The sequence below is a fragment of the Paenibacillus sp. FSL R7-0333 genome, from assembly GCF_038000365.1.
GTDB lineage: Bacteria > Bacillota > Bacilli > Paenibacillales > Paenibacillaceae > Paenibacillus_AQ > Paenibacillus_AQ silagei.
This window is the reverse complement of the sequence record NZ_JBBOBZ010000001.1, coordinates 4,680,189-4,691,569: the sequence shown is the minus strand read 5'-3', so window position 1 is coordinate 4,691,569 and position 11,381 is coordinate 4,680,189. Positions and strand designations below refer to the sequence as shown.

At 40.0% G+C, this 11,381-nt stretch carries 12 protein-coding genes and 1 pseudogene; 7 read left to right on the top strand and 6 right to left on the bottom strand.

What is annotated here, in order from left to right:
* The first annotated feature begins 82 nt into the window (after window positions 1-82).
* The 3 genes from MKY86_RS19940 to MKY86_RS19930 are packed head-to-tail and all read left to right on the top strand — an operon-like array spanning window position 83 to window position 3,109.
* Window positions 83-727, top strand: coding sequence for a restriction endonuclease (locus MKY86_RS19940; protein WP_076086226.1), 645 nt, complete (start codon window positions 83-85; stop codon window positions 725-727).
* A gap of 31 nt (window positions 728-758) precedes the next feature.
* Window positions 759-2,252: an AAA family ATPase gene (locus tag MKY86_RS19935; protein ID WP_076086223.1), complete on the top strand. Its 1,494-nt coding sequence runs from the start codon at window positions 759-761 to the stop codon at window positions 2,250-2,252.
* 2 nt (window positions 2,253-2,254) lie between these two features.
* Window positions 2,255-3,109 carry an HNH endonuclease gene (locus MKY86_RS19930; RefSeq protein WP_143803907.1) on the top strand — a complete coding sequence of 285 codons (855 nt, stop codon included), beginning with the start codon at window positions 2,255-2,257 and terminating at the stop codon, window positions 3,107-3,109.
* Between the two features lie 142 nt (window positions 3,110-3,251).
* Here the strand turns inward: MKY86_RS19930 and MKY86_RS19925 are convergent, their stop codons facing one another.
* Window positions 3,252-3,632, bottom strand: coding sequence for a helix-turn-helix domain-containing protein (locus MKY86_RS19925; protein ID WP_076086217.1), 381 nt, complete (start codon window positions 3,630-3,632; stop codon window positions 3,252-3,254).
* A gap of 194 nt (window positions 3,633-3,826) precedes the next feature.
* Here MKY86_RS19925 and MKY86_RS19920 point away from each other — a divergent pair, with 194 nt between their 5' ends.
* Window positions 3,827-4,696: an SHOCT domain-containing protein gene (locus MKY86_RS19920; protein ID WP_076086214.1), complete on the top strand. Its 870-nt coding sequence runs from the start codon at window positions 3,827-3,829 to the stop codon at window positions 4,694-4,696.
* Window positions 4,697-4,891: 195 nt separating this feature from the next.
* Window positions 4,892-5,023: pseudogene (locus MKY86_RS19915) on the top strand (sporulation initiation factor Spo0A C-terminal domain-containing protein); the annotation flags it as partial.
* Window positions 5,024-5,153: 130 nt separating this feature from the next.
* Here the strand turns inward: MKY86_RS19915 and MKY86_RS19910 are convergent.
* From MKY86_RS19910 to MKY86_RS19900, 3 genes are all read right to left on the bottom strand, one after another.
* The gene (locus tag MKY86_RS19910; RefSeq protein ID WP_143803930.1) at window positions 5,154-5,588 is read right to left on the bottom strand and encodes a hypothetical protein; all 435 of its coding nucleotides are present in this window, start codon (window positions 5,586-5,588) and stop codon (window positions 5,154-5,156) included.
* Between the two features lie 1,408 nt (window positions 5,589-6,996).
* A complete protein-coding gene (locus MKY86_RS19905; protein WP_036726139.1) occupies window positions 6,997-8,448 on the bottom strand; it encodes an IS1182 family transposase in 1,452 nt (483 codons plus the stop codon).
* 377 nt (window positions 8,449-8,825) lie between these two features.
* Window positions 8,826-9,197, bottom strand: coding sequence for a hypothetical protein (locus tag MKY86_RS19900; RefSeq protein WP_076086725.1), 372 nt, complete (start codon window positions 9,195-9,197; stop codon window positions 8,826-8,828).
* Between the two features lie 237 nt (window positions 9,198-9,434).
* On the opposite strand from MKY86_RS19900, the gene MKY86_RS19895 reads away from it, so the two are divergent.
* Together MKY86_RS19895 and MKY86_RS19890 are read left to right on the top strand one after the other, a co-directional pair.
* The gene (locus MKY86_RS19895) at window positions 9,435-10,094 is read left to right on the top strand and encodes a helix-turn-helix domain-containing protein (protein ID WP_036731967.1); all 660 of its coding nucleotides are present in this window, start codon (window positions 9,435-9,437) and stop codon (window positions 10,092-10,094) included.
* 119 nt (window positions 10,095-10,213) lie between these two features.
* The gene (locus tag MKY86_RS19890) at window positions 10,214-10,522 is read left to right on the top strand and encodes a hypothetical protein (RefSeq protein ID WP_036698353.1); all 309 of its coding nucleotides are present in this window, start codon (window positions 10,214-10,216) and stop codon (window positions 10,520-10,522) included.
* A gap of 100 nt (window positions 10,523-10,622) precedes the next feature.
* On the opposite strand, the gene MKY86_RS19885 is transcribed toward MKY86_RS19890, so the two are convergent.
* Entirely contained in the window at window positions 10,623-10,796 is a 174-nt protein-coding gene (locus MKY86_RS19885) for a sporulation histidine kinase inhibitor Sda (protein ID WP_083685839.1), read from the bottom strand.
* 234 nt (window positions 10,797-11,030) lie between these two features.
* Entirely contained in the window at window positions 11,031-11,366 is a 336-nt protein-coding gene (locus MKY86_RS19880; protein WP_076086722.1) for a LytTR family DNA-binding domain-containing protein, read from the bottom strand.
* Window positions 11,367-11,381: the final 15 nt, after the last annotated feature.

The following is an 11,381-nucleotide window of genomic DNA, read 5'->3' as shown; positions in this document are numbered from 1 at the left end:
TGTGTCGAATAATCCAAAAAATTGATTTATTTCCAAGTGAAATATGGTATGATTTTACTAGTTTATAGTGGAGGTAGCCCTTATGGTCTATGTTTTATCTGTATTAATAGTTGTATTGATTGTTGTAATTGGCTTGTTGGTTGTGAGTTTCCAACTTAAACAAAAGAGGACAGCAGTCTTCACTGAAGAGAATTATGATTTAAAAGCTATCACCATTGCTGAAATAGACAAGATGGAGGATGGCTCAGGTTTTGAGATGTATCTTTATAGGCTGTTTATGGAGCTAGGCTATTTTGGAGTCTACAAGACTTTAGGGAGCCGCGATTTTGGTGCAGATTTGGTTTTCACTGATCGTGAAGGTGTAAGGAATGTTGTTCAAGCAAAGCGCTATCACGTTAACAATCCAGTAAGTATCAGTGCTGTACAGGAGGTCTTCTCCTGCATGCGGTACTACAAAGCAAAGAGAGCTATAGTAATTGCTACAGCCAAGTATACAGAGCCTTGTGAGACACTGGCTGGTATCAACCATGTCAAGCTACTCGATCGAACTGACCTGATTAAAGTCATTGAGGCGTTCAGAAGCGGCGACACTCTTACAGCGTGTGAAATCATTGAGGGAGAGCCAAGGATGATACTGGAGTCTTGGTCAGAAGCGAATAGCGGTGTACTGCACGAGGTGCGCAAGGATTACAAGGCTGAGAAGTTATGGGGAAGAAGATTGCAATGAATATTCAGTGAAATAGAAAGAAGGTTCTGACATGAAATTTTATGTTGTATCATATCCTAATGACTTAGGGGATTTTACTAGGGGAGAATTTCCTTATGTGGAGTTGCTTAAAGATAACTGGGATGATTTTGGCTACAAAACCTTCTTTACCTCTTATATATTTTTAAACTCGAATACTAGAGTAGAGTTAGGAGCAGTGAAAATTTTACATATTACTTCTTTTACTTCTTTTAATAAAATGCCATATGAATTTGATGAGCTTGAGAAAGATATCTTTTGCTCGCTAGGTCAAACCATGGAATATTATAGGAGGATTTTAAAACTTGGTAATGATATATATGAAGAATATTTAAAAGCTATAAAAGATATAGCCATTTACAAACAGTACTATAAAGCTTTTGAAAATCATGAAGGAATAAGAGAATCTTTTTTTCGGTCGAGTGAACCACGGAAAGTTTTCAAATCAGCTGATCAATTTTTTGGTGGTGTAAGGAAAGATGAAATATTTAAGTTTAATTATTCATTTAAACCTCCATATTCTTTAATAGATCAAAAAGTGGATTTTTTATTTGATTATACATTATATGACTTCTTGCCTCACAGAATGCATGTATTGGTGGGTAAGAATGGTTCTGGTAAAACACAATTTATGGCACAATTTGCAAATGCTCTTTGCGGGGATGAAAGCAAAGAAAATAGTATTAATGCATTTGATACGATGCCACTTTTCAGTAAAGTTATTGCAGTTTCTTTTAGTGCTTTCGATGAGTTCAGTAAGCCACATCAGACTAGGAACTTTAATATTGACGGAGAAGAAGCAAAAAAACTAAACAACTATATATATTGTGGAATTCAAGGTAAGGACAAGAAAACAATATCCATGGAAGAAATGAAGGAAAATGCAAAAAATACGCTATATGAACTTCAAGAGGATTCAGAAAAGTTTGCGGCGTGGAAAAGGATACTTGAAAATGTTTTTGAAGATGAATTCAGGACGTTTGTTATAGAAGAGGAACCAGAGCAGTTATTTGAAAGGAAATTAAGTTCTGGTCAAAGTATCTTACTATACACAATGACTAATGTAATTTCGAGTATAGAATATGAATCAATATTACTATTTGACGAACCAGAACTCCATCTTCATCCTAACGCCATATCAAATTTAATGAGGATGCTAAACGAACTCCTGAACGAATTTAATTCATATGCAATAGTTTCTACACATTCTTCGCTAATTGTTCAAGAGACTCCTTCAAGATACATAAAAAAGCTTGATCGGAATAATAACACTCTACGGGTTTCTGAGTTGTCTCTTGAATCATTCGGTGAAAACCTTACAGAGATAACAGAAGAAGTTTTTAATGTTAGGGATTTGGAAAGTAATTACATGACTTTACTGAGAGATGTAGTTACATTGCAGAATAAAAAATTTGAACAGATACTTCAGAGTTTTCCAAAAGGATTAAGCTATAATGCTATGACCTACCTTAATGTTTTAGAATTAAATAAAGATGGGAAACGATAAACATGAGGAATTTATCTATTTTTCCAAATTTAACACCTGAAGCATTGTTCCTTTCAATAGCTGGTAGTAAGAGTAGTCCATGTAGAGATATGTTGGTTGAAAAGGGAAATGGTAATACGGATGGTTGTATTCAGAATAGGGTTCTAGATCGCTACAAAGAGTATCAAGACAATTGCTACAATTTAACTAATGTATCACCTGTAAGTTTCTCTGGACTTGAGAAACAATGTCTAATTAATTGTTATAATTCTGAAACAAAAGCATCCAATTGGTTATTTGCAGAAATTACTAATGTCCAGGATACTTTTACAAAAGATAAATGTCCTTACTGTGGCATTAATTCTCCCACAACAGTAGATCATTATTTGCCAAAAGAAGATTTTCCTGAATTTTCAGTAATGAGTCATAATCTAGTACCATGCTGCGCAGACTGTAATTCATTAAAGGGTAGGAAATGGATTAATCATGAAACTGGAATGAGGTTATTTGTTCATTTCTATTTTGATGAAATTCCTAATGAAGTCTTTATGAAAGCTGATATTTCTATGATGAATAATGCTCCAACGGTAGTTTTTTCGATGTGTCCGCCTAATATAACGACTAATCCTTTTTATGACATTATCAGTACGCATTATGAAGAACTTAACGTTTTTAACAGAATAGAATATAAAGTAACGTCTTACGTAGCTGAAATTTTACAAATAAACAAAAAAAGGTTAAACCTTGGATTAGACGAATTTTCTTTAAAGAGTCTTCTCAGTATTGAAATAAAACAGCTTGAAGAAAGTCATGGGAAAAACTATTGGAAAGCAGCTATTTGTAGAGGCGTTATGAATTGTGATGAATTCTTTGAATAGTAGGCAACTATAAAACGACAAAATCCGAATTTTACGGAGTCGTTGGAGAGGCTGCTGAAGCGTGTTTGGAGGCGCTGAGGGGTTTGTTCCTATAAAGGTACGAACCCCATTATAGAGGACAGAAGAGCTGGGAAAGAAGCACTCAGTCATTGCGTGGAGTGCTTCTTTTGTTTGTTCTGTCGAAGGTGTCAACCATGTCATTTAAAATTCGATAGACCATGGAGACTTCGTCAGAATTTCTGGTTTGTAGTAAGGCTTCGATTGCTTCAAGTGTGTTTTGCTTATCGGCTGTTTCTTCGTAAACATTGATATCAGCAAAATTAAAAAGCTGCATGGGATTGATTTCAAGAGCATTGATGATTTTTTCGATAGATTCTAGGGAGGCGTTTCGTTCGCCTCTTTCCACCGACGATAGATAGCTGTAATGTAGATTTGCCTTCTCAGCCAATTGTTCCTGAGTCAGACCTTTCTGTTTTCTCAATGTTCTAATGCGTTGTGCGACAAGATTGATAAACTCTGACATTTGTAACCACCTCATACATAAGGTTAGGTTAGCTGGGGATTTGTAAACAGCCAAACATTGAGTTAATTTTATGTTGATTTTTACACTTATCGACACTATCATGACTATAGTATGGAAAATAAATCTAAATGAAGGAGAGGAGCACGTTTGGTTTTTTCGTTTTTGAAAGGGTTCAATTAATAGGGGGAGTATATATGAGTAATACAGATGATAAAACTTTTCTTCTAGGTTGTATGGGTTCAATAGCTTTGTTTATATTGTTGTGGATGATTACAGGAAATCCAATATTAGCATTTATTATTGGGGGTGGCGTAGCATTAGTTACTTCATGGTATGCCAAACGGAAAAAAACAGAACAAAACTATAATACTGATAAACAACTATATTGGTATTTGGATGAGGTTAAAGATTTTAAAGCTTCAAAATATCATATATCTGAGGACAAAAAGTTCTTGGTCGCTATAGACGAAACTTCTAAAAAGGTCTGCTTTATTGACAATAATTATGGCATCGCACAAAAGGTTTATTCCTACAGAGACTTAATCAAATCTGAAATTACCGAAGATGGAGAGTCAGTTACAACTACATCCAGAACAAGTCAATTGGGTGGAGTACTACTTGGTGGTATGATTGCTGGAGGCACTGGAGCTGCTGTAGGAGCTTTATCAGCGAGTAAATCTACAAAAAGTGAAATCAAAGCGATCACATTAAAAATTACAGTTAACGATACAAAAAATCCAGTCTACTATATTAAGTTCTTGTTTGTGATAGAGGCAGTTCGAAAAAATACGCCTAAATACCAAAATGCAATTAAGGAGGCAAATCATTGGCATGGACTTATTAGCGTGTTAATCAGACGAGCAGATGCTGAATTGCAGGATACGAAGCAAAAGGAATTAGTATCTGCTCTTGCTCCTAATTCGATTAAAGAAGAAGCTTCAGTGTCTACAGTATCTGCTTCTGTGGCTGATGAGTTAGTAAAGCTAGGGGAACTGATGAAACAAGGTCTAATTACATCAGAAGAGTTTAGTGAGATGAAGAAAAAGTTACTTTCACAAATTTAAAAACTGTAATGCATTCGTTTTTAATTATGGATAGAAATTTCTATGGGTGGCACAATTACGTGTCACTTTTTCTATTTGTAGGGTTGACATAAGAATGGATATAATATACATTCTTCCTGTGAGATTACTGAGCAACTGATTTTCACGCTAGAACCCAATAAACAACCTAAAATACATAACTTATATAGAAGGAAGACCCGTGGCAACATCGACAGCATCTCCCACCTGTTCGGCTATACCATTAATATCTCCAAATCCAAGCCAACTAACTCGGAATTTATTGCCATGGTAGCGGATAAGCTGCGCATTGAGCATAAGGTGGGTTGAAAGGGTTAGGGGCAGGATAGATGATGGGATACTCAGTCTAGAGCCTGTACTGTGAATACCGGAATGCATAATAATAAATACCACTTGCTAATGGGAAATTGTATTCCCCAATAGCAAGTGGTATTTTGTTTCACTGGACACAGGTCGGATGTACACGAAAAGCCGAACACAATGGGAATGTAATGGAAAAACCGATCACATTTCGCGCGGCAGAGGCACGTGGCCCAAATGTAATCGAAAAACCGATCACATTCGGCGCTACATGGGCATGTGGCCCAAATGTAATGGAAAAACCGATCACATTCGGCGCTACGTGGGCACGTGGCCCAAATGTAATGGAAAAACCGATCATATTCAGTGCTGCTGCGATGATGTAGGGGCCTAACGCTAATGCTCTACAGCCCGTAAGATTGCAGGGAAATCCTGCAAGAAGTGCAGCAATGCTGCCTAATCGCAGCAACTTTTGTTGAAATCCTGCATGAAAAGCAACAAAGCCAGCGCTAACTTGCTCTAAAATGCCGGAATTTATGCAAATGAAGCAACAATGTACCATAGCCAGTAACATTTTTTAGAGGAATCCTGCAAAAGGTGCAACAATCAGGCTCCATACAGTGGTCGGTGAGAAAAACTCTCAGAAATGGCGACAGATAGGCGGGAGTACCGTCATGAAAGGAATAAACACTTCAGAAAGCTTCCGATACCCGGCTACATTGTGTGGCTAAAAGGCATATGGGCTGGATGTATTTCACCAGAAAACGATGAGACACCCGCATCCTTCACCCGTTGGAGTGATATTGTTCTTCTTCACACAAATAAAGAAGCCCATCGCGAGGCTTCAGTTATATTGTTACGTTCTATTTGTCTAGGATGATCCTGAGCCAGTCGTCAATGAGTAACAGCCTCGTCTGCTGTCATGACTTGCGTGTGAGTCTGTAAACGCCAGTTAAAAGCGAATACAGAGCAACGAACGAGATAATAGCTATATAGTAAGGATTGGATTGAACAACGAAAATCAAAGGTATCATGATGATGAATATTGACAATCGTAATGTACCTTCACGTTTAGATTTAGACATTGAATACACATCCTTCTAAGCTATAGTGAGATAAATGAATTGGCCTTTTACATTGACTATATGCAACGTTATAATGTAAACTGTAAGGGAAAAAGGGGAACGGTGTTGTGTCCGTTCCATTCCATATCATCAGGCTGTTGGAGCCTAGCGCTTACGTCTACGACTTTTTGCCGAAGTCCTAGACGTTTTCTTTTTGCGTACTTTCTTGTGTTTGTCCTTAATTTCAGCAATGTCTTTGATGATTAGACGAACGAAGGATAGTACTGCAATGATGACTGAAAGCTTTTGCCATGTCTCCAAGGGAATCACCTCCCTCCCTTACATCTATAATCATACTTTAAACAGTATCAGCTGGAAAGTATTATATATAAAAGATACTGAAGCTGCGTCAACTGAGTGAATAACAAATCAAGTCACTCCTTCATGGAGTGGCTTTTTTTAGTTTATAATGAAGGGATACGCAAAGGAGGTGGGAGAAATCATAGCGCAGATTCTTTTAGGGATCTGGATGCTCACACAAGCGGCTTGTCACTTTTTTGGACTTGATGTGTTCCTTCGGCAATCCGTTAGGGATAGTTTGAGTAAGGAGGCGCGGGCCTCTTTTCAAAGAGGGATGGTCCTGCCCTATCTCATATTAGGGATGACTTTTATTGGAATGGGGATTGTTGAGCGTAAGGCGGTCCTGTCCATGCCGCTTTTCCTGGGACTCTATATTATATTGTGTGCGGCGTCCTTGGCCGGGGTATTAAGGAATAACAAAAAACACTTGGGTCATTATAGAGGCCACTGAAAAACTAGCCTTTCTTAGAAAAAGTAAAAAAACGTATTTAAAAGACGACGTTATTCGGTTTCTCCGAATGGACGTCGTCTTTTTCTTACCTATTTCTTCAACTTTGGTTACTCCATGAGTTTCAATATTCGTTTTAAATTAACAGTGAATATCGCCATGGCTCCTTGAATCTCCATGCCAACTAAACCCGTGGAAGATGCAACATCGTACCCGTGTCTGTGTTTGAGTTCGCTATTCTTGGCTTCTATTTTGTAGCGCTCTTTCGCTTTGACCTTAAAGGGTTCACTTTCCTGAAACACAGCTTGCTTGGCATGTTCGTTGCTCTTTATACTTACCGAGTAGGTCTTACTCCGAGCGCCTTCTGTGTAGCACCCTTCCTTTAAAGGACATCGCTTACACTTTTCAATATCATAAAAATAGGTATCCTTTTGGTTTTTGCCCTGTCCCTTTTTGCCTTGCCGTGCTCTTCGAATGGCCAGATGCCCGGCTCTGCAGACATACATACCCGCATCTTTATTAAAATCGAATTCGTCTTCTTTTCTTCGGTTTCCTTGCGTAATCTGTGGATGTAATTTGGCCACAAGTTCAATGCCCTGCTCCGTACTGTAAGCAATATTGTCTTTTTCTGAATAGGCCTTGTCTCCAATGACTGTCTCTACGCTCATGCCCGCAGCTTTGCTCTTTTCAATAAGAGTTTGCAATTCCTTCCCGTCGTTTCGTTCTCCCGTGGTAATGGTCGCTGCCGTAATGATTCGCTCTTCACTCATCGCGATATGGGTCTTGTACCCGAAAAATGAGGAATCTGCGCTTTTGTGGCCTACTTTGGCATCTGGATCAGTAGAAGTCTGCAACTGTTCAACATCGTCAGCGACGGTTTCTTTCAATAGATTGAAGGGTTCTTTGACCTTGGGGAGTCCGGTAAAACGTCCGTCCTTTTCAATGACCTCAATGAGATCTTGGCAGTACCCGATTTCATCTTCCAGTACATTCGTAACGGGCTTCACTGGAAAGGAACTTTTCATAGATTCATCTAAGGCATAGATTGCTTTTCGTACCTTTTTGGAACGTTCTCGCAGCAACTCTTGCGGACTTTTTTGGGTATAGCGGGCTTTGGTGTGGGTAGCATCGACAATAATGGATTTGCTGCGAATGATTCCTTGCTGAATGGCAATCTCCACCGTTTTACCAATGAGTATATCGAGCAACTTCATATCTTTCAGCCGCAACTTACGAAATTTGCTCAGTAAACTAGAATCAATAACCTCTTCCTCTGGCGCCATATGTAGAAAAAACTTGAACGACAAATCGGTTTTGGTGCGTTCCACAAGATCGCCGTCAGACAAGTCATAAATGGATTTAAGCAGTAGATATTTAAACATTCGGACCGGGTCTACCGCGGTTCGTCCATTATCTTGGCAATACCTTTCGTTTAGTTCCTCATAAACAAAGCTGAAGTCCACCAACTCGTCCATGCGCCGCAACAAGTTATCTTTTGGAATGAGTATATTGTAAAGTTCGATATACGGGCTCAAGATAAAACTTTGCTGCTTAGGAAGCATGAAGACCACCAGCCTTTGATTTAATTCTTTAATTGTATCGAAAAAAAGAGACATTCTTTGTGTCGAATGTCTCTTTCAGTTCTTTATGGACTTTTTCAGTGGCCTCGTCATTATATGTAGTGAATCTATAGCAGCTAGTTACCGGATTGGATGCCCCCGGAGCGTCGGAGACTGCGATACAGCTCCGGCGCTTTGCTAGTGAACAAGTCAGCGCAGCAGCTTCGACCGACTTGGCAAGGCCCTTCACGCTGGCTATGGGAGCGAGGAAGTCGCGGCTTTGGTTAAGGTACTACGCTAATAATAATTCTGTAAAAGAAACCGACCAAGCCATTGCTTGGTCGGTTTTGTTATAAATATAAGCTTATATTTCATATATCTTAATTAACGGACTGGTTGCCCAGACTGCTCAGGTAAGCATCGGCTTCTTGATATGTAGGATAATGCACGGCGAATTTGCCGAACAGTCTTTTCATTTGCATTTTCCAGACCGGGGAGTCTGCAACGTATACCCAGCCGCCTACCCCTGCTTCTATCGCGCGGTCACCGGTGGGAGCGAGCATTGCGGCTACTTCAGGAGAGAGCACGGTTGGGGAACCTGTCACATCAGTGACTCCGGTAAAGCCTGGCTTCAGCTGCTTCAGAGCGTTTTCAAAATCTGCTATGTAGGCGGGTACGTCACTCTCAGTCAGGCCGTAGGCTTTAACGATCACCTGGTTTTTTGCAAGATTGACTTCCATTGTGTAAGACATGAACATTCCTCCAGTTGTGGTATTAAGTTTACATTAGGTTATATCGGATAAGATTGGGGTCTATTTGAGAGAATAAGGAAAACGGATTAGAATGGTTCTCATTTTTGGCAAATAACCCCATATATTAAGGGGATATGGAGGGTTTTACGCTTCTCGCCTAAAGAATTTACACAAACAATTGTTATTATGAAACACAAATTGTTGTCTTGTGTTATGATATAGGTAGAGGTGGCTCTTATGAACGATTTCGATAATTACCCCGATGAGCTGGGGAATTTCATCCGGCACTTCAGGAAGGCCCGGGGGTTAACCCTCAGGGGGCTGGAAGAGAAGAGCGGCATCAGTTATTCACAGCTCAGCAAGATTGAACGGGGAGAGAGTATCCCGCTTAAGGATAACCTGGATAAGATCATTGAAGCACTCGGAGGGGATCTCAAGAACCGGATGTATCATTTGGCCGACTATATGCCTGATATTGAGTACATCAAGACGCTGAAGCAGGGCTACAAGCTGCCTAAGCATAATCAGTCCCAGGACTACATTTACGAGACGGCGTTCAACAAGCTGAAGGAATTCCGGGCGAAGGAAGACAAAGAAACGTCATATGTTTCCTTTGATTCTGACGAGGTCATCGTTTATGAGACGGAATATGGGGCAGGAATGGTTATAGAGAAGATCGAGAAGTACAACCTGACCGATGTGCTTAACGATATATTCGAGGGAAGTCTGGACAGTCTCCGCAGGCAGCCGCGCCAAGGGCGTCAGGCATACTTATTCGGAGAATGGCTGCGTGAAGGTATCTTCGAGCTGAAGGAAGAGGAACAGGACCAGGTCATTCAGGCCTTGAAGGAATTCACCCAGTTCAAAGTACAACAGATCAAGGGCGTGTACAAGTAAAGAAGGGCCCGGCTTAGCGTGATTGCAAAATGAATAATGTTGCCCTTTCTTGCAGCCATCTATTCATCTTGATCCATAAACAAACTACAAATGGTTAGACAGAAAAGGGGATAAGAATCATGAGAATCAATATGAAGTTCACCAGCAAAGGGAAAGCGGCCATCGAGAATTTCAACAACGAAGAGCTGTTGGAGATTTTTGCAAGATACATCAAGACACTGACCAAAAAATACGATATTGAAGTAGATGTGCCGCTTGAAGTGAATCAGAATATCGTTGCCGATGGAACAGTCATTGCTATGGCCCAGAACGTCAAATGTGATGCCGAGACCTTCTTCAAGGAGCTGGGACGCGATATCAAGGTTCCCCTCAAGAAGCGGCTCGGCGGGAAGCTGGAGAATGTGTTCAAGACCGAAATTATCGAGTAGGCGTAAGCTTGTTACACACCAAAAACCATCCCCGCACATTGTGGAGGATGGTTTTTTGGCTTCTGTGGAGGTATATCATATGGGTGGAGAGCTTCGCATTCTAATGATGTTGGGTACCTGAAAGATTCCGCGTGGTGAGTACATTCCTGATAATCTGGATAAAATCCGGTGAAGCCTTGGCTTCCAGCGCCAATTCGTAGATGTTCATTAATTGTTCGTCAGACAATAGCTCAAGTGATGAGGGGCGCGGAGAAGGATGAAAGTAAGTATCCATTGTATTCCTCCATCATGGTTGAGAGTAGTGGAAAAGATAATTAAGATATTAATGAAATGCTTCTATGTAAATGGTACCATCTGGAATATAATCCGTCTGCTGTCATTCGCCCTCTGAATTTATCTTTACATAAGTTGGATAATATGTGATAATAGTTGATTTTGTTTCTCGTAGCCTTTCATGACTACAAAAAAGCAGCGAACCTATAAAAAGGATCGCTGCTCTCTTTACACTCTATGACTGTGGTTCGTTCTTATGCGAAGCCAGAAATCTGCGGATACGTGGTTCCTTGGATTCAGATACCGTTGCAAATTGTTCCCCTTGATTGAACAGAACAATCTTCCGTTCCGGATCATAACCGTCAATATTGCCAATGTTGACTACATTGCTGCGGTCAAGACGTTCAAAGCCCATTTCTCCGTAAGCTGCATACAAATCGGAAAGGGTGGTAGGGAGAACAAATTCGCCTTCTTTCGTATGGACGAATATTGTATTCTTGTAATTAGAGAAATACAATATCTCCTCATCCTTGATACTGCGGGATGAGCCGTCGTTTTGTAAGACACGCATGTACTCCCCATCCTT

Coding starts and splice junctions, on each gene's coding strand:
- MKY86_RS19920 (WP_076086214.1), top strand. CDS start 3,827: ATGAGTAATACAGATGATAAAACTTTTCTTCTAGGTTGTATGGGTTCA.
- MKY86_RS19905 (WP_036726139.1), bottom strand. CDS start 8,448: ATGCTTCCTAAGCAGCAAAGTTTTATCTTGAGCCCGTATATCGAACTT.
- MKY86_RS19890 (WP_036698353.1), top strand. CDS start 10,214: ATGAGAATCAATATGAAGTTCACCAGCAAAGGGAAAGCGGCCATCGAG.
- MKY86_RS19880 (WP_076086722.1), bottom strand. CDS start 11,366: ATGCGTGTCTTACAAAACGACGGCTCATCCCGCAGTATCAAGGATGAG.
- MKY86_RS19910 (WP_143803930.1), bottom strand. CDS start 5,588: ATGTTACTGGCTATGGTACATTGTTGCTTCATTTGCATAAATTCCGGC.
- MKY86_RS19900 (WP_076086725.1), bottom strand. CDS start 9,197: ATGTCTTACACAATGGAAGTCAATCTTGCAAAAAACCAGGTGATCGTT.
- MKY86_RS19930 (WP_143803907.1), top strand. CDS start 2,255: ATGAGGAATTTATCTATTTTTCCAAATTTAACACCTGAAGCATTGTTC.
- MKY86_RS19895 (WP_036731967.1), top strand. CDS start 9,435: ATGAACGATTTCGATAATTACCCCGATGAGCTGGGGAATTTCATCCGG.
- MKY86_RS19925 (WP_076086217.1), bottom strand. CDS start 3,632: ATGTCAGAGTTTATCAATCTTGTCGCACAACGCATTAGAACATTGAGA.
- MKY86_RS19885 (WP_083685839.1), bottom strand. CDS start 10,796: ATGGATACTTACTTTCATCCTTCTCCGCGCCCCTCATCACTTGAGCTA.
- MKY86_RS19940 (WP_076086226.1), top strand. CDS start 83: ATGGTCTATGTTTTATCTGTATTAATAGTTGTATTGATTGTTGTAATT.
- MKY86_RS19935 (WP_076086223.1), top strand. CDS start 759: ATGAAATTTTATGTTGTATCATATCCTAATGACTTAGGGGATTTTACT.